Consider the following 17,208-nt stretch of genomic DNA (forward strand, 5'->3'; position numbering starts at 1 on the left):
CGATGAGCGGGAACGCCATCGAAGCCGGGCTGGAGCAGCGGCTGGCCGCTTACCTCGCCCAGCGCGAGCCGGGGGTGGAGGGGCTGGAGATCAGCGATCTGGCGCGCATCCACGGCGGATCGAGCCAGGAGACTTTCCGCTACGCTGCCCGCTGGCGCGATGCCGGCGGCGAGCATTACGGGCGCTTCGTGCTGCGCCGCGCGCCGGTCTCCGGCCTCGTCAACGGCGAGAACGATCTGGAATACCGGGTCTATTCGGCACTGTCCGAAGCGCCCCTGCCGGTGCCGCGTGCGCGATTCCTCGAACTCGATCCGCAGTGGCTGGACCGGCCCTTCTTCGTCATGGACATGGCGCCGGGCGATGCCGGGCATTTCTTCGGCAGCGATGATCCCTATCAGGGCAAGTCCACCGAAGTCGCGCGCGCTTTCTGGACCCATCTCGGCACCTTGACGGCCCAGCCGGTGAGCGCGCCGCAGCTCTCGTCCCTGCGCGGCGCGGGCGAAGCCGGTGGGCACTGGCGGCGCGAACTGGCGCATTGGGAAGCGATCCTGACGGCTGGCGAAGCGGTTCCCGAACCCATCGTCCACGGCGCGATCCGCTGGCTGCGCCGCAATCCACCGCGCGAGCCGGAAGCGACCGCGATCGTGCACGGCGACTATCGCTCCGGCAATTTCCTGTTCCTGCCGGACGGCACGATCAGCGCGATCCTCGACTGGGAAATGTGCCACCTTGGCGATCCGCTGGAGGATGTGGCCTGGGCGCTCGACCCGATGTGGTCGATGGAGCGCCATCTGCCGCTGGACGAGGGGTTGGCGCTGTGGGAGGCCGCAAGCGGGCGGCGGCTGGATCGTGCCGCGCTGGAATGGTGGCGCCTGTTCGCGGCGGTCAAGGCCTGCACGCTCTGGACCAGTGCCGAGAAGAGCTTCGAGGAAGGCGAAAGCCGGGAGATGATCGTGGCGCTCACCGGAATGCGCGCGGGGCACTTTCACCGTAAGGTGATCCTCGCGCACATGGAACGCCATGGAGCCATGGCATGAAACTGACGGCAGAAGGCGTGCTCTCGGGCGTCGAGCAGATGCTGCGGGAACGGATCGCGCCGCAGCTTGCGGACGACTATGCGGCCAATGCCCTGCGCATGGCGGGATCGCTGCTCGCCATCGTGCGCCTTGCGCGGGAGGATGAAGTAGCGCTGCGCGTGGCCGAGCATCGCAGCCTGCGTGCGCTGTTCGCCGACGCCGCGCCGCAGGTCGCCGAGCGGGAATTGGCCGATCAGCTCAAGGCCGCTGCCTCCGCCGCCGAACCCGGCCTTCGCATCAGCGAACTGGACCGGGAAAGCGTCCATCTGCGCGGCCTGCTGATCCGCCTTCACGCATGGGCCGAGGATCAGCCCGGCGAGGACGCACGCACGCTCGACCACGCGATCTGGCGCCTGTTGCGCGATGTGGAGATGCCCCGCGCACCCAGAGCCTGAATGGCCAACACCAAGGAAGCGTCATGACCCAGGATACCGCCATGCTCGACTGGATGACAGAGGGGCCGGACGTCACCCCGAATATCGAAACGGCACTGGCCGATTTCGAGCGGCACGGCGCCTGCATCATTGGCGGCGCGCTTTCGGCCGAGCTTCTGGCCGAAGCGCGTGAGGCGGTCTACCGCGCCGCGCGCAGCGATCGCCGCTATGGCCTGACCGAGGACTATCAATACGGTCAGGACGATCACGTGAACCAGCGGATCTGGAACCTGCCCAGCCACGATCCGGTGTTCTGCGAACTGGCCGAGCATCCGGTCGCGATGGAACTGGTGCGCCGCGTACTCGGCTGGCCGGCCTCGCTCTCCAGCATGTCCGCCAATATCACCCATGGCGGCGGCGCCAGCATGTTGCTGCACACCGATCAGGGTTATCTGCCCGGCCCGCTGGACCGCGCCTGGGTGATCAACATCGCCTGGTGCCTGGACGATTTCACCGTGACCAATGGCGCCACGCTGATTGCACCGGGTTCGCACCGGCTGGCTGGCGCGCCCTTGCCCGAAGAGGCCAGATCGCGGCTGATCCCGGCGGTGGCGCCGGCGGGATCGCTGTTCGCCATCGACGGTCGCCTCTGGCACACCAACGGGGTCAATACCTGCGGCACCAGCCGCGCCGGGGCCTTCACCGTCTACACCCTGCCCTGGCTGATGCCGCAGGAGAACTGGTCGCTCAGCCTCAATCCCTCCGTCCGCCAGTTCGGATCCGAGACCTTGCAGACGCTGTTCGGTTTTCGCCCGCAGGTGCTGGGACGCGTCAACGGGCGCGAGCGGATCTAATCCAGCATCGTGAATACCGAAAAAGGCGCCCGGACCATGTCCGGACGCCCTTCGACCCGCGCTTATAATTCTGGAGGCTCCTGCAGACTCGCCCTTCAGAACTCCACGCTGAGATCCACGCCCCAGGTCCGCGCGCGCTGGAATGTGGCGGAGGCTTCGATCCCGCTGTTGACCAGCGCGAAGACCGGCGAACGGTCATCGGTAAGGTTCTTGACCCAGGCCGCCAACGTCGTGTCGATCCCGCCGATCTTGATCCCTTCCAGCGCCACGCGGCCATTGACGATCCACGTCCCCGGCACGTTCGCCAACGCGTCATAGCCGGTAAACGTGCGATGTCGGTTCGAATCCAGCGCCATGGAGGTGCGCCAGTTGCCGTCCGCACGGATCGACAGCACCGCATCCCCGATCACCGGCGGCGTCACGTACTGGCCCCAGAGCGTGCCGCTCCACTTCGGGCGCAGCGTGGGCAGGTATTCGCCGCCATTGGCCGCGATCAGGATCGGATCGACATCCTCGAACTTCGTATGCGTGTAACCGGCACTGCCGCCCACGGTCAGGCCGTGTACCGGTGCGGCAGTCACGTCCAGTTCGACGCCCTTGGCCTTCACCGGCCCGCCCTGCGAATAGACGAAGACTGGGATATTCTCCGCATCCGGGATCACGCCGATGAAGCTGGTGCCCGATTGAGACGTCTGGAAGTTCTTGTAGGTGACCGTGTACAGCGCCAGGTTGGTGCGCAGGCGCCGCCCGAAGAAGTCCGCCTTGGCGCCGGCTTCCCACGATTCCGCGGTTTCCGGCTTGAACGCGATGCCCGCCGTCGACCCGCCCGAGACGAACGCGGTCGAATACTTCGCATACAGCAGACTTTCCTGCGTAGGCTTGTAGTTCACGCCCAGCATGAAGTTCGGTTTGGTCTTCTTGTAGGTGAAGGGCAGCGATTGCAGTGCGCCGGGATCGCCGAACACATATTCGCCCCACTTCTTGTCCTTGGTGACACGGCCGCCCGCCACGAGATCGAGCCCCGTGGTCACATGGAATTCCGCCTGCGCATAAGCGGCGATCGAGGTTGCCTTGTTATACGAGATGCCCTGATTGCCCAGCGAAAGCACGCCGCCCGGCACCAGCGTGAATTGCAGTGTATTGTCCATCCCCTCGGGACTTCCCGAGACATCGTTGCCATGGAACCACAATGCACCCACCGTCAGCGTCAGAAACGACGAGTTGTAGGTAGCCTGAAGTTCATCACTATACTGCTTGCTGACGCCGTAAGACTGTGAGGCAAGGCCTACGAAGGGCTGGCCTACCAGCGGAGCAAGGCTGCCCGCCAGGCTGGGGATCATGGCGATGCGCTGCTGGGTAGTCAGCCCGTTGAACGCCGGGTTGGTGAAGGCGATCAGCGTCGCATAGGGCACAATCGCCTGCGCCGTGAACGGAATGCCCGAGAAACCGTCAATCGAACTGGCCGCGAAGACTTTCGAGCGGCGATAGCCGAAGATGTTCTTCACCACGATGTCGTCGGTCGCCTGCCAGGTGGCGGTCAGGTTGTGGCCGGTAACATGCTGATAACGGTCGCTGGCGAAGGAGTTGTTCACTTCCTTCGGCCGCTTGGCGTCGGTCACCGTGTCGAAGCCGCTCGGCTGGTTCTCGATCAGTGCGGAAAGCAGGCTGCCGATCAGCGGATAGGACGGATCGTAGTTGACCAGCGCGCTGCCGTCGGGCGTGCCGTCCTCCGTGCTGTGGTCGAACTTGTAGACCATCGAGAAGCCATCGACCGGCTCGAACTTCACGGCCGCGAAGTAGGACATCGTATCCGAAGTCCCCAGCCATGTCGGCGAGCGCGAGACGCCGAGGTTGGAAGTGGAAGCACTGCGATCCCACACCGCGCCGGCGCCAAGGTTGCGGATGTCGCCGCGGCGATAGTCATGCTGGAAGCTGAAATAGGCGCTGAACGGCCCCATCTGCGGCAGGTCCGCGCTCACCCGCATGCCGTATTGGTCGTAATTGCCCACGGTAAAGCGCGCCTTCACTTGCGGAACCCCGGTGGGATCGCGCGTGGTCACGCTGACCGCGCCGGCGGTCGCGTTGCGGCCGAACAGCGTGCCCTGCGGGCCGCGCAGCACCTCGATCCGCTCCACATCGGGCAGATCGAAGATCGAACCGCGCGGGGACGAGATGTAGACCCCGTCGAGATAGATCGAAACCTGCTTGTCCGATCCCGGAACCACACCGTAGCTGACCGCGCCGCGCATGGAGAACGAAGGCACGCCCACCGAACCGGCCGTCTCGCGCACGGTAACGCCCGGCGCCAGACCGGAGAGATCGCTGACATTGGTGACGCGGTTGGACTGGATGGCATCGCTGGTCAGCGCGGTGATCGCCACCGGCACGTCCTGAAGGCTCTGTTCGCGCTTCTGGGCGGTCACGATGATTTCCTGCAGGCCGCCGTTGTCGTCGGTCTGCGCCGATTGCGCCATGGCCGGCGCCGAAAGCACGCAAAGCGGCAATGCCGTCGTGCAGGCCAGCCATGCGCTGCGCCGGGCTTGAATCGTCTTCATCCTATCAGTCCTCCCCAAAAGGCGCCGGACGTCCTGCGGCGGCGATGCCATTGCATCTTCCCGCCATTCCGGGCCTCGCTCGTTCGAGCGTGCTCATTGCAAAAACCTGCGCCTTCCCGGCGGGAAAGCGCGGGCCCATCACGCAATCGTTCCCGAGGCTTTCAGCGCCTCGATCCGGTCCCATTCCACGCCCAGTTCGAGCAGGAACGTTTCGGTATGTTCGCCGGCCTGTGGCGCGCGGGTGGTGCGGACCGGCGCGTGATCGAACTGCACCGGATTGCGCACCAGCTTCATCGGCGGGCCGTCGTCGATGGCCTCCACCTCCACCAGCATGTCATTGGCAAGCGCCTGTTCGTCACCGGCGAGTTCCAGCATCGTCTGCGCGGGCGCCCACTGGCCAGTGAAAGTCTTGAGATGTTCGCGCCAGTACTCGAACGGCTTTTCGGCGAAGGCCCGGGTGATGATCGTGCCCGCATCTTGCCAGTTGGCCATCAGCGCCCGCGCATCGAAAAAGCGCGGGTCATCGGCCAGTTCGGGCTGACCGATATGCGCGAAAAGGCTGGCGATATGCGGGCCCGGTGCCAGCGTGCAAAGGTTGATCGTGCCGCCATCCGCGCAGAGGAAATTGCCCAGAAAGGGATTGCCCGGCGCCGCGCCCGATTGCGGCATCCGTGCCTTGGGATTAATCCCGGTCTCGATCGCCGCGTCGATGGCCGCTCCCGCCGCCCACCATGCAGTGCTGAGCAGGGAGACGTCGATCTCGCTAGGCTTGCCGGTACGTTCACGGTGGAACAAGGCCCCCGCGATGCCGCCGGCGATGTTCATGCCGCCCATCGAATCGCCCCAGGCCGGGATCGGCTGCATCAGCACGCCCTCCAGCCCTTCCGGCGTGACGGCCGCCGCCGCGCCGCCGCGCGTCCAGAATGCGGTGCCGTCGAACCCGCCCGCCTCGCGCTCCGGCCCTTTGTCACCGAAGGCAGAGCCGCGCGCATAGACGATGTTCGGGTTGGCCGCGCGGATGTGCTCCACGTCGATCTTCAGCTTTTGCCGGGCCGCCGGCAGGTAATTGGTGAGGAACACGTCACAGGTCTTCGCGATCTCGTAGAGCAGGGCCTGCCCCTCGGCCGTCGCGATATCCAGGCCCAGACTGCGCTTGCCGCGATTGGGATGCTCGATCAACGTGTGGCGCTGCGGATTGACCGGAATGCCCCCGGCATTGAGGAAGCCGCGCTGCGTATCGCCGCGCACCGGATGCTCGATCTTGATGACGTCCGCCCCCCAGTCGGCCAGCACGGCACCCGCCGCCGGCACGAAGGTGAACTGGGCAACTTCGAGTATCCTGACGCCTTCCATCACCCTGGTCATACCGGTGCAGCCTTCCCCGTTAACCTCTTGTCCTGCGGTCGATCGCCGCCTGCGCATCTAATACATCGCTATCGATGCATTGCGTATATAGAGGCGTGTTGATCGTGGCCGCGATGATGGCGGCGCGGCGCTTGTCGCAAGCCCTCCCCTCCCCCGATCATCACTCCCGAAGAAGCAGGCATGGGAGAGGATGGATGGACCGCTATCGGGGCAAGACGGTCGTGGTGACCGGCGCGGGATCGGGGCTTGGCGCCGCCATGGCGAAGCTTTTCGCAAGCGAGGGTGCGCGGCTGGCCCTGCTCGACATCGACGGCCGGCGCGCGGAGGCCGTGGCCACGGAACTGCGCGCGGGAGGCACCGAGGCCATGGCGCTGCAGGTCGATGTTGCCTCCGCGCAGTCCCTCAAGGCGGCGGCGGATGGCGTCCGTGCGCGTTTCGGCGGATGCCACGTGCTTTGCGCCAATGTCGGCGTGCAGCAGTTCGGCGCGATCGACCGGCTGACCGCACAGGACTGGGAATGGGTGATGTCCGTCAACTTCCACGGCGTGATCCATACCGTGGACGCTTTCCTGCCCCTGCTCCGCGCGAATGAGCGCATCAACGGGGCGGGAGAAGACGGGCAGCGCCATATCGTCATCACCAGTTCGGCCAGCTTCTTCCAGATCGGCGCGCGCATGGCCGCTTACGTCGCATCGAAATTCGCGGTGGTCGGCTACGGCGAAGTGCTGCGTCAGGAGCTTGCGGCGGAAGGTATCAATGTCGCGCTGCTATTCCCGGCCGGTATGGCGACGCGCCACATCGAAAGCAGCATGGCCGCCCGCCCGGCAGAACTTGGCGCCTCGCGTTTCGACATGGGCGATGTCGCCGCGATGATCGAAAGCGCCGGGATCGACCGCGCCGCGCATGTCGCCAGTGCCGAGGAAGCGGTGAGCAACCTGCTCGCCGAACTGGACGGCGGCCACCCCTACATCATCACCCATGGCGACTATCGCGGTCAGGTGGAGGCGCGGCAACACCTGGTGCTCGATGCCTTCCACCGCATGGAGAAGGCGCGTGAAACGCCCTAGCGCCGGCTGGCGATCGCCAGTGCCAGAAGCTTCGCTTCCGCCTCGATCATCGAAGGCAGGGAGACCGCGCCGTGGGTGCGGTGATCATCCTCGAACACATCGCGGTACGGATTGGTCGAAACCGTCGCGACGCGTTCGATGCCGGTGATCAGCACGGTCGCGAGGTTGAGGTTGCGCGCATGGTCGGCGGGATCGCCGCCCATCTGCAGCACCAGCAGGTCGATCAGCGGCCGCGTCACTTCATTGCGATAGGCCAGCAGGCGCAAGTCCTGCGCATCGGCCAGCTCGTTCCGCAGATGCAGGATGCGCGCATTGTCCTTCCAGAAGGCATAGTGCGCTTCCAGAAAGCGATGACAGGCCGCCTCAAGCCCCTCGTCCGGCCAGCGGCGGCGCAGCAGGGCAACGAAGCCCTCTTCGGCCCCCGCCATCACCCGTTCCAGCGCGCATAGCAGCAAGTCGCCGAAATCGGGGAAGTAGAGGTAGAGGTTCGGCAGGCGGACGGCGGCCTCGCTGGCGACGCTGGTCAGCGTCACGCGCGGACCGTCCGAACCCCGTACCAGCTTGAGCATGGCGCTCAGAATGCGCTCGCGCGTTTCCTGCCCCTTGCGGCCCAGCTTGCGCCCGTTCGCATCCATGGGGGCAAGCGCAAGCGCGCCGCCCACCTCGACAAAATCGGTCAATGTTCGAAAAGCTCCCGGTGCGCACCGCCGGCATGATAGCCGGCGCGCGCCAGAACGGACAGGTGTCAGACGGCGATAAGGCTGGGCCGGTGAACGGCGCCCACTTCGATCTGCTCATCGGCAAGCTGAGCCACCGCGTGCTGCAGCGTCGCCGCCAGCGCTTCGGGATCGACCCGCGCTCCGGTGCGGAACACAGCGCCAAGCGCCAGCCGGTTTTCGGCCATATCCTCGGGCAGCATGACCGCGACCATCCGCGTATCGTCATGAAAACCCGACGCGCCCAGAGCGTGGCCGGTGGCGGCAATGCGAGCGATCCGCTCCTTCATCTCGTTGAGGTTGAACGTCTCGTCCCGCCCCGCCTCGGCATGAAGGCGCCACAGCAGCCGGCTTGCCTGCCCCAGCCCTTGCGAGGCCAAGAGCATCATCCCCGCCGCGCCGGACGACAGCATGGAGGCCGCCCCGCATTGCAACTTCACATTGGGCAGATCGGCTCCGCACGACCAGCGGAACACTTGCGCGTGCAGCCCTACCGATCCGAACAGGCCGATGCCGCAGCGCGATGTCTGCGCAAGGCGGTCCATCGTCGTGAACAGGCGCCCGCTGCGGATCGTTTCGGGCTGCGCGGCAGCGCCCAGCGCGGCCAGGCGCGGCGTCGGCGCATAAGTGCGCGAATGCGGATCGCGGTACAGCAGGCCGAGTTCGACCATCGATCCCATCAGTTCCGACGTGCTCGATTGCGGCCGTCCGTAGCAGCGCACGATGTCCATCACGGTGGCGCGGCGATCCTCGGAAGCGAAGTATTCCATGACCTCGATAACGCGCCTGGCGATCTTGGTCTTGTTCGACTCAAGGGCTATTGCCATTTTGTATCTCCTCTCGCGTGTTGCATTTATTCGCGCAAGCGAGAGGGTCGTCAATCGAAAAAATGAACCTGCTTATAATCTGTTATCAACGAGAGTGAGCCGTGACCGAAAACTGGCGGATTTCCGTCAATCCAGGCCCGGCGTGACTGCCTCACCCTGGCCGCTCGGAGAGAAGAAGCCGGCTCGATCGATATACTCATCCAGCCTCGCGATCAGTCCGTTCTCGATGCGGACCACGATGCACACTGGCCAAGCGCGGCTTGTGCCGGACGAGTCACGGGCAACCATCAGATGCTGCTGCACGAAACCCTGAGGCGTCGGCTGGCGCCGCACGTCGACGAAAGACCTATCGGGAAAGCCGGCGACAAGGCCGCGCCATCCTTCTGTCACTTGCTCCAGATCGAGCGCCAACCCATCGAAGCCGTGCCAGACGCGGCCGTCGGGCACGAAGCACGCCCGAGCCGCGTCAAGGTCGCCCAGCGCCAATGCGGCGAACATCCGATCGATCACCGCGCCGCCGTCTGCGGCCTGCCTGCCGGTCACGCGGCGGGCTCGTTCAAGCGGGTAAGCGCGCTGCCAAGGCGGATATTGCCCGCCGGGCCCAGCCCGAAAAGGTCCCGCCCCTCCGCACTCAGGCCATCCTGCACCCCTTGCGGCAGGGCGCGGTTCCAGTTGGCCTGCTGGCGGATGAAGTCGCTGGAGTAGTAGGCGAACAGCATACGGCGGCGGCGGTCACGGCTGACATTGGCGCCGGACGTGTGCCAGAGCCTGCCTTCCATCACCACGAACGATCCCGCCGGGGCCGAAAAGGCCACCGTGCGCTCCATCGCGTCGGCCGGCACATCGGCATGGTCGCGGAAACGATGGCTGCCCGGCAGATAGCGGGTGGCGCCGTTCTCCTCGTCCACATCGTCCAGACACCAGATCACGTTGACCGCCCAGCAATGCAGCCACGGTGCGGGCACCACCAGCGCCTGATCCGAATGCAGCCGCATGGAGCCGGAACCCGGCAAGGCATCGTTGGCGGTGAAGTTGGAGACGAGCACATTGCCGTTGCAGGCCGTGCGCGCCGCTTCCAGCGCCTTCTCATGCAGCAGCAGGTCGATGAACAGCGGATCGATCGCCGGAAGGTTGTAGAGCCGGCGGTTCGCGGCATTGGGATCGAGCCGGGGATCGTGACTGGTTCCCGTTCGCCGTTCCTGATCGGCAAAGGCGCGATCGAGCACATTGCGCGCCCTATCGAGCGCCTCTGCAGAGAGCATGCCGGGCAGCACGCAGGCCCCCTCCTCACGCAGTTGATCCTGCCATCCGGCCTTGCTCATCCCCATTCTCCCGCCCGTTCCGCCGCATCGAAATGCGCGCCCGCGATCATTAATGACATGGTACTTGTGCATTTCTTCCGATGCAATCACCCATGCGCCATCAGGGCTTCGCTATCGGGAAGGAAATACCGGCAATGAGCACGCATGACGCCGTTCAGGCAGCACCGGGGGAAACGGCGGGGGATACGGCGGAGGCCGGTCGTCTGGACCGCGCTTTTCTGGCCGCTGCGCGCTATCCCGATGCGCAAGTCGTGCCCGTACGTTTCGCCGATCTCGATATCATGTGGCACGTCAACAACGCGGCGGCGATCGTGCTGCTTCAGGAAGCGCGGGTCGGATTCTTGAAGCGACTTGGCCTGCCGCCCTTACCCGAGCCGCTGCGCATGTTCGTGGGGGCGATGACCGTCGAATACGCGGCCGAGATCAAGTACCCCGGCGATGTAGAGATTTCGTCCGGCCTGCGCCGCATCGGCCGCACGTCGCTGACATTCGCCCAAGTGGTGCGCCAGAACGGTGCGCCTTGCATATTCACGCAAGTGACGATGGTGGTGATCGGCCCCGATGGCCCGCAGGTGCCGCCGGAAGACTGGCGCGCCGTTTGGTCGGAGCGCGCGCTGATCGGGTGATCCCCCTCAGCGGCCCGTCCATACGGGATCGCGCTTTTCCACGAAGGCGCGGGGCCCCTCGTGATAATCCTCGGTCTTGCGCAGCAGCGCGAACCAGTCGGAAGCGATCGCCCGCCCCGCCCCGTCCGTCTGCCCGATCGAATGGCGCGCGGCCGCCAGCGCGTACTGCACGGCGAGCGGCGCATTGGGCACGATCCGTTCGGCCAGATCGCGCGCGGCAGCCAGCGCCGTGCCGGGATCGGCCAGCCGGTTGACGATGCCCAGCGAAAAGGCGCGCCCGGCATCGACAGGCTCACCGCTGGCGATGATCTCGAACGCGATAGCGGCAGGCACACGGCTCGCCAGTCGATGAACGCCCCCCGCCCCGGCCATGAGGCCGCGCTTGGTTTCCGGCAGCCCGAAGCGCGCGCCATGCCCGGCCACCATCATGTCGCAGGCAAGGCAAATCTCGAAGCCGCCGCCCAGCGCCAGCCCCTCCACCGCCGCGATCCACGGCTTGGTGCGCGTGGCGTAGACGAAGCCCGCAAAACCGCCGAGCGCCGTCTCGGTCTCCGCACCGCGCCCTGCCGCGATGGCGGCAAGATCGGCGCCGGCGCAGAACACCTTGTCCTGGCTCGATGTCAGGATCACCACGCGCACTTCGGGATCGGCCTCGGTCCGCTTGACCGCGGCTTCCAGTCCGGTCGCGACGTCGCCGTTGACGGCATTGCGCTTGTCCGGACGGTTGAGCGTGACCAGCGCGATGTGCGCACCGATCATCTCGAACAGAACGGCAGGCTGCTCGGCGGGGGCAGCAACGGGGACTGTTTGCGTCATCGTGAACTCTTTTCCAAGCGATGGAGGCATCAGGCGGAGACTGGCACCGCGAAGCGCGCGCGCAAGGCTTTCTTGTCCGGCTTTCCGAGCGGCGACAGCGGGATTTCGTCCAGAAACGCGACCGACTTGGGGGCCTGAACCGGCCCCTTTTCGGCGCGCACCAGCGCGATTAGTTCCTCGGCAGAGACCTCTGCGGGATCGGCGACCACCAGCGCCTTCACCGCCTCCCCCCACTTCGGGTCCAGCACGCCGATCACCGCTACCTGCCGCACGGCGGGATGGGCGGCGATCACGTCCTCCACCTCGCGCGCGTAGACGTTGAAGCCGCCGGTGACGATCATGTCCTTCTTGCGATCGACAATGCGCAGAAACCCGTCCGGCGCGCGGATCGCAACGTCCCCGGTATGCAGCCAGCCGCCTGCGAACGCCTCGGCCGTCTCGTCCGGTTTGTTGAGGTAACCGCGCATCAGCAGCGGCCCGCGCACGCAGATCTCGCCCGGAACGCCATCGGGCACCGGCTGCCCGGCATCGTCCAGCAGCGCGCAATGAACCCAGGGCGTCGGCCGCCCGCAAGAAGCCATGCGAAGGGGATCGTCGGTCCGATGCTCATCGCGGCGCATGACCGTGATCGACATCGGCGCTTCGGCCTGTCCATAGAACTGGAAGAAGATCGGGCCCAGCCGGTCGATGGCGTCCTTCAGCCGCGCGGCCGGAAACGCTGAGGCGCCGTAGAACACGACCTCCAGACTTGAGAGATCGAACTCGCCGAAGCGCGGATGGTCGATCAGCGCCAGCACCATCGTCGGCACCATTAGCGCGGAAGTGATGCGATGCTGCTCCACCGCCTGCATGAACGAGACCGGATCGAAGCCGGGCAAGACGACCAGCGAACCGCCTTTCAGCAAGATCGTCGTCAGCACCGCCGCGCCCGAATGGCTCATCGGCGCGCAGATCAGATGGCGGATCGTGCGCGGCCATTCCCACTCCGCCTGCTGGATCATCGCCGAGGTGACGATGCCGCGATGGGTAACGACGATGCCCTTGGGCTTGCCGGTCGTGCCGCCCGAATAGGCGATGCGCGCCATGTCTTCCGGATCGGCACGGGGCGATACCAGCGCGGCCGGGATGCGGCCTTCGGCCAGAGCCGTCAGCGCATGCGCGCCGGGTCCGCCGATGGGGACCGTGTTGCGCAGGCCGGGCGCGCGGCGGCGCAGTTCGGCCACGACGTCCTCGTAAAATTCGTCATAGACCAGCAGATCGATTTCCGCATCGTCCAGCACGTAGAGGTAGTCCTCCACCGCGCCGAGCGGGTGGAGCGCGGTGGAAACGATGCCGGCAAAGCTGAAGGCATAGATCAGCCCGGGCACTTCGACGCGGTTGCGGGAAAGCAGCGCGGCCCGCCGCGGACGCGGCTCCAGCGCTTCGAACACCTGCTGGTAGCGGCTGATCGCATCGCGAAGCGCACCGGCGGTGATCGCCTCGCTCTCGCTCAGGATGATGACCGGGCGGTCGAGATCGTGGTCGAGCGCGTTGACCACAAGATCGGTGCCCAGGATGGGGCGATAGAGATCGGGCACGGTCAGGCTCCTTCGCATTCGAGCACGGCGCGGATCCAGCGGGCGGAATCGCTCATGGCAGCAGCGGCCTCGTCGATCGCGCCTGCCGCGCCGAGGTAGCCGTGGACCATCCGCGCATCGCATCGCAGCGTGACCGGCACCCCATCGCGCGCCAGCTTTGCGGCGAAGGCGATACCTTCGTCCCGAAGCGGATCGAGTTCAGCCACGAGGATCATCGCCGGCGGCAGGCCCGCGGCATCTACGATGCGCAGCGGCGACACCAGGGGATCGCCTCGGTCGATTTCCGGCGGGCAATAGTGATCCCAGAACCAGCGCATGTCGGCCTGCGACAGCAGCCAGTTCCGCGCACCCAGATCGCGATAGGATGCCGTGTCGAAGCCATGGTCGGTCACCGCATAGGCCAGCCATTGCCCGGCCAGACGGGGTCCACCGCTGTCGCGCGCACGGATTGCGCAGGCGGCGGCCAGATTGCCGCCAGCGCTTTCGCCGCCAACGATCAGCGGCCCCTCGAATGCGGCGGCCGCCCATTCCAAGGCGGTCCAGGCGTCCTCCAGCGGTGCCGGGTAGGGATGTTCGGGCGCAAGGCGGTAATCGACGCTGACGACACAGGCGTCGCTTCGCTCGGCAAGGCGGCGGCAGGTGGCATCGGCGGAGGCAAGATCGCCGATCACCCAACCGCCCGAATGGAAGTAGACCAGCGCGCCGCGCACGGCCTCACGCGGCCGGTAAACGCGCAGGCCGATCGGGCCATTAGGGCCGTCGATGCTGAGATTCTCCACGCGGTCGAGGCCGGACAGGTCGGTCGGCGGCGGGGCGGCGGCGATGGCGGCATTGAACATCGCGCGCGCCTCGGCCGGGCTCAACTGGTGGAAGAACGGCCGGTCCGTCTCCCGATAGAGATCGATGATCGCCTGATAATAGGGATGCGGGCTCATGCGTCGGCAGCGACGCTCGCGCGCTGCTTGCGCCGGGCAATGCGGTCCGGCGCGTCCGGCTGGCCGGTGTGCGCGGTGATGCCGCCATCGGCCACCAGCACCGAACCGGTCATGTAACTGGCGTCATCCGAAGCGAGGAAGGCGATTGTGGAGGCCATTTCCTCCGGCCGACCGGGCCGTGCCATCGGGATGCGGCGAAGCCAGAAGTCCCGGTCCACCGGGTCGGCGATCGCGGCAGAGGCCATCTCGGTTTCGATCAGCCCTGGGCAGAGCGCATTCACGCGGATGCCATCGCGCGCACAAGTGAGCGCCAGGCTGCGCGTATAGTTGATCACCGCCGCTTTCGACGCGTTGTAGGCGTCCATCGCATGATCGCCGGCAAGGCCGGAGATCGACGCGACATTGATGATGCCCCCGCCGCCGGAGCCGCGCAGAACCGGGATCGCCGCGCGGCAGAACAGGAACACCGCGCGCATGTTGATGGCGAAGACGCGGTCCCACAGGTCCTCCTCCATCGTCTCGGTCGGCGCCAGCGCGCCGATCCCGGCATTGTTGACCAGAATGTCGAGACGCCCGAGGCGCTTCGTGCAAGCCTCAACCGCTGCCGCGACCTCGGCTGAGCGGGTGGCATCGCATCGCACGAAGGCGGTTCCATCCGGCACGGCGAGCGGATCGATAAGGTCCGCCACCAACACTTTCGCCCCTTCCGCGTGAAGCCGGCGCACCGTCGCCGCGCCGATCCCGCGTGCTCCGCCGGTCACCAGAGCGACCTTTCCAGACAGTCGTGCCATGGCGCGATTCTCTCCCCTTTTCGCCGGCGAGACTTGACCGCAATATTGTATTAGTCAATGCACGTTGCATTAATGCGGAGAGGCGGGAAGCGGCATGGAGATCATGGCAGAGTCGTTGCACGACGAAGTTCGCGCCGCCGAAATGACACGCTGCGCCGCCATGCTGGCCGGAGATATGGGCGCGCTGGAGGCGGTGCTCGATACCCGTCTGCAGTTCCATCATGCGACCGGCGCAGTGGACGACAGGGCCGCCTATCTCGCCAAAGTGGCCGGGGGCCGCATCCGCTACACCGGCATTGTCTGGGACGAAGAGGTGGTGATCGCGCTCGCCCCGGACGCGGCCACGCTTAGCGGGCGGATGATCACCGACGTCAGTGTGGACGGAACGGCCAAACGACTCTGCAACCGGGTGCTGACCGTCTGGAACCGGCGGGACGATATCTGGCGCTTGGTCGCCTTCCAGTCGACGCCGCTCGCCGGCTGAACCTGGATCGTGGCTGTGCTCTCGATCAACACCCTGAGCCTCGCCCCGGCACCGCTGCCTGCGCAGATGGAGATCGTCGCGCGGCTGGGCGCGGAGGGGATCAGTCCGGACTTGCCGCAGATCGACGCCATCGGCGCGGCCCTCGCCCGGCGCCTGCTCCGCGACAATGGGCTGGCACTGGCGACATTGACCCACCGCGCCTTCGCCTTTGCGACGCCGGAGGAAGCTGATCAGGGGCGCGAGCGCCTGCTGCGCACGATCGGCATTGCGCAAGACCTTGATGCCGCATCGATCACGCTCACCACCGGCAGTCGCGGATCGCTGGCATGGCGCGATGCTGCCGAGCGCTTTGCCGACGCCATCGCGCCTTGTGCCCAGATCGCTCGCGAAGCAGGCGTGACGCTGGGGATCGAGCCGACCTCGCACCTCTATGCCGATGCCTCGATCGTCCACCGCCTTACCGACACGGCCGCGCTGGCGCAGAAAGCTGGCATCGGAATCACCATCGATCTTTTCGCGTGTTGGGTCGATGCGGACATCGAGCGAGGACTGGCCATGGCCGCGCCGCTGGCAAAGGTCGTCCAGGTCAGCGATTATGTCGCCGGGGACCGCGCCCTGCCCTGCCGCGCGGTCCCCGGCGACGGGATGATCCCGCTTCCCCGCATCGTCTCCGCCCTGCGTGCAGCCGGTTTCAACGGCTGGTACGATCTGGAAGTGATCGGGTCCCGGCTAGCGGCCGAAGGCCACGAACCTGGCCTGCGCCGCGCTCTCTCCACCATGCGCCGCTGGCTTGGCGAAAGGATAACCGCATGACCGAAACCCGCGTGGCCTTCGATGCCGGCAATTACCTTGGCGAAACGCCGGTCTGGCAACCCGCGGACCAGTCGCTCTGGTGGGTCAACTGCGAGGAACCGAGCGCGCTGCATCGCTGGCATCCCGAGAGCTGCGCGCATCGCGAATGGCCGATGCCGCAGCGGATCGGAGGCTTTGCCCATCGTGGCACTGGCAGCATGATCGTCGCACTGGCAGACGGCATCTACGACTTCGATCCCGAAACCGCCACGCTTACCCTGCGCGCGCCGTCCCCCTTCCCGCCGCACGTGAAGCTGCACGAAAGCGGCTGCGACCGGCAGGGGCGGTTCTGGATCGGCGGCTACGACCATCACTTCCCGGCCGACCGCAGTGCCAAGGGGGCGGCACTCTGCCGCCTCGACGGAGACAGGCTGGTGCCGGTGGTGGAAGGCATCGCCGTCGCCAATGGGCTGGCGTTCAGCCCGGACGGGCGAACGCTTTACTTCGCCGATTCGCCCACGCGCCGGGTCGAGGCCTGGGATCTCGATCCCGCGACGGGCGACCTTTCGAACCGCCGCATCTTTATGGAGCTAGCCCCCGGCGAAGGCTTTCTGGACGGCGCGACCGTCGATGCCGAGGGTGGCTACTGGCTAGCCAATGTCGGCGCCGCCGCGCTACGACGCTATCGCTCCGACGGCACGCTGGACCGGATCGTCCAGCTCCCGTTCGCCAACCCCACCAAGCCCGCGTTCGGCGGGCGGGATCTCGCCACGATCTACGTCACCTCCACGCGCATGACGATGCCCGGAGCCGACGCCGCGCAAATGGCGGGCGGCCCCCTGTTCGCCCTCGAACCCGGTTTCACAGGCATCGTGGACACGCTGTTCGCGGATGGAGACCCGCAGATTCACGCCGATCACGGCCCGTCTATTTAGTGCAATGACATTGGCGTGTTGCAATTAAACGCGACTGGCCTATCACCACTGGAATGACAGCGATCGAAGGACCATCCGCCCAATCCGGGGCGGCCA

At 66.3% G+C, this 17,208-nt stretch carries 18 protein-coding genes; 8 read left to right on the forward strand and 10 right to left on the reverse strand.

What is annotated here, in order from left to right; all coding sequences use genetic code 11:
- The first annotated feature begins 2 nt into the window (after nt 1-2).
- Genes ACZ1JC_RS03070 through ACZ1JC_RS03080 form a run of 3 tightly spaced genes read left to right on the forward strand, consistent with a single transcriptional unit; the run spans nt 3 to nt 2,304 of the window.
- Entirely contained in the window at nt 3-1,037 is a 1,035-nt protein-coding gene (locus ACZ1JC_RS03070; RefSeq protein ID WP_465139370.1) for a phosphotransferase family protein, read from the forward strand.
- Nucleotides 1,034-1,471, forward strand: coding sequence for a hypothetical protein (locus ACZ1JC_RS03075; RefSeq protein ID WP_465139369.1), 438 nt, complete (start codon nt 1,034-1,036; stop codon nt 1,469-1,471). Before ACZ1JC_RS03070 ends, ACZ1JC_RS03075 begins: the two co-directional genes overlap by 4 nt.
- Nucleotides 1,472-1,494: 23 nt before the next feature.
- Nucleotides 1,495-2,304, forward strand: a complete 810-nt coding sequence (locus tag ACZ1JC_RS03080; RefSeq protein ID WP_465139368.1) for a phytanoyl-CoA dioxygenase family protein — start codon at nt 1,495-1,497, stop codon at nt 2,302-2,304.
- A gap of 95 nt (nt 2,305-2,399) precedes the next feature.
- On the opposite strand, the gene ACZ1JC_RS03085 is transcribed toward ACZ1JC_RS03080, so the two are convergent.
- Together ACZ1JC_RS03085 and ACZ1JC_RS03090 are read right to left on the reverse strand one after the other, a co-directional pair.
- Nucleotides 2,400-4,859 (reverse strand): TonB-dependent receptor, encoded by a 2,460-nt coding sequence (locus ACZ1JC_RS03085; RefSeq protein WP_465139367.1) that lies wholly within the window; start codon nt 4,857-4,859, stop codon nt 2,400-2,402.
- A gap of 138 nt (nt 4,860-4,997) precedes the next feature.
- On the reverse strand, nt 4,998-6,224 hold the full coding sequence (locus tag ACZ1JC_RS03090) for a CaiB/BaiF CoA transferase family protein (RefSeq protein ID WP_465139366.1): 1,227 nt from the start codon (nt 6,222-6,224) through the stop codon (nt 4,998-5,000).
- Nucleotides 6,225-6,418: 194 nt separating this feature from the next.
- On the opposite strand from ACZ1JC_RS03090, the gene ACZ1JC_RS03095 reads away from it, so the two are divergent.
- Nucleotides 6,419-7,291: an SDR family NAD(P)-dependent oxidoreductase gene (locus ACZ1JC_RS03095; protein ID WP_465139365.1), complete on the forward strand. Its 873-nt coding sequence runs from the start codon at nt 6,419-6,421 to the stop codon at nt 7,289-7,291.
- Here ACZ1JC_RS03095 and ACZ1JC_RS03100 read toward each other — a convergent pair.
- From ACZ1JC_RS03100 to ACZ1JC_RS03115, 4 genes are all read right to left on the reverse strand, one after another.
- Entirely contained in the window at nt 7,288-7,971 is a 684-nt protein-coding gene (locus ACZ1JC_RS03100; RefSeq protein WP_465139364.1) for a TetR/AcrR family transcriptional regulator, read from the reverse strand. The two genes, ACZ1JC_RS03095 and ACZ1JC_RS03100, sit on opposite strands and share 4 nt — an antisense overlap.
- A gap of 65 nt (nt 7,972-8,036) precedes the next feature.
- Nucleotides 8,037-8,834, reverse strand: coding sequence for a helix-turn-helix domain-containing protein (locus ACZ1JC_RS03105; RefSeq protein ID WP_465139363.1), 798 nt, complete (start codon nt 8,832-8,834; stop codon nt 8,037-8,039).
- Between the two features lie 126 nt (nt 8,835-8,960).
- Nucleotides 8,961-9,377, reverse strand: coding sequence for a nuclear transport factor 2 family protein (locus ACZ1JC_RS03110; protein ID WP_465139362.1), 417 nt, complete (start codon nt 9,375-9,377; stop codon nt 8,961-8,963).
- Nucleotides 9,374-10,156, reverse strand: a complete 783-nt coding sequence (locus tag ACZ1JC_RS03115; protein WP_465139361.1) for a phytanoyl-CoA dioxygenase family protein — start codon at nt 10,154-10,156, stop codon at nt 9,374-9,376. Before ACZ1JC_RS03115 ends, ACZ1JC_RS03110 begins: the two co-directional genes overlap by 4 nt.
- 134 nt (nt 10,157-10,290) lie before the next feature.
- On the opposite strand from ACZ1JC_RS03115, the gene ACZ1JC_RS03120 reads away from it, so the two are divergent.
- Nucleotides 10,291-10,782, forward strand: a complete 492-nt coding sequence (locus ACZ1JC_RS03120) for an acyl-CoA thioesterase (protein ID WP_465139360.1) — start codon at nt 10,291-10,293, stop codon at nt 10,780-10,782.
- A gap of 6 nt (nt 10,783-10,788) precedes the next feature.
- On the opposite strand, the gene ACZ1JC_RS03125 is transcribed toward ACZ1JC_RS03120, so the two are convergent.
- From ACZ1JC_RS03125 to ACZ1JC_RS03140, 4 genes are read right to left on the reverse strand one after another with little or no spacing between them, the layout of a single operon-like run.
- Nucleotides 10,789-11,598 (reverse strand): enoyl-CoA hydratase-related protein, encoded by an 810-nt coding sequence (locus tag ACZ1JC_RS03125; protein ID WP_465139359.1) that lies wholly within the window; start codon nt 11,596-11,598, stop codon nt 10,789-10,791.
- A gap of 29 nt (nt 11,599-11,627) precedes the next feature.
- Nucleotides 11,628-13,175, reverse strand: a complete 1,548-nt coding sequence (locus ACZ1JC_RS03130) for an AMP-binding protein (RefSeq protein WP_465139358.1) — start codon at nt 13,173-13,175, stop codon at nt 11,628-11,630.
- A gap of 2 nt (nt 13,176-13,177) precedes the next feature.
- Nucleotides 13,178-14,110: an alpha/beta hydrolase gene (locus ACZ1JC_RS03135; protein ID WP_465139357.1), complete on the reverse strand. Its 933-nt coding sequence runs from the start codon at nt 14,108-14,110 to the stop codon at nt 13,178-13,180.
- A complete protein-coding gene (locus tag ACZ1JC_RS03140; protein ID WP_465139356.1) occupies nt 14,107-14,901 on the reverse strand; it encodes an SDR family NAD(P)-dependent oxidoreductase in 795 nt (264 codons plus the stop codon). Before ACZ1JC_RS03140 ends, ACZ1JC_RS03135 begins: the two co-directional genes overlap by 4 nt.
- 103 nt (nt 14,902-15,004) lie before the next feature.
- On the opposite strand from ACZ1JC_RS03140, the gene ACZ1JC_RS03145 reads away from it, so the two are divergent.
- The 3 genes from ACZ1JC_RS03145 to ACZ1JC_RS03155 are packed head-to-tail and all read left to right on the forward strand — an operon-like array spanning nt 15,005 to nt 17,112.
- The gene (locus ACZ1JC_RS03145) at nt 15,005-15,385 is read left to right on the forward strand and encodes a nuclear transport factor 2 family protein (protein WP_465139355.1); all 381 of its coding nucleotides are present in this window, start codon (nt 15,005-15,007) and stop codon (nt 15,383-15,385) included.
- A gap of 9 nt (nt 15,386-15,394) precedes the next feature.
- Complete coding sequence (locus ACZ1JC_RS03150) at nt 15,395-16,198, forward strand: sugar phosphate isomerase/epimerase family protein (protein ID WP_465139354.1); 804 nt, start codon at nt 15,395-15,397, stop codon at nt 16,196-16,198.
- Complete coding sequence (locus ACZ1JC_RS03155; protein WP_465139353.1) at nt 16,195-17,112, forward strand: SMP-30/gluconolactonase/LRE family protein; 918 nt, start codon at nt 16,195-16,197, stop codon at nt 17,110-17,112. Before ACZ1JC_RS03150 ends, ACZ1JC_RS03155 begins: the two co-directional genes overlap by 4 nt.
- Nucleotides 17,113-17,208 lie beyond the last annotated feature (96 nt).

The sequence above is a fragment of the Sphingomonas sp. BL-S-28 genome (assembly GCF_055521515.1).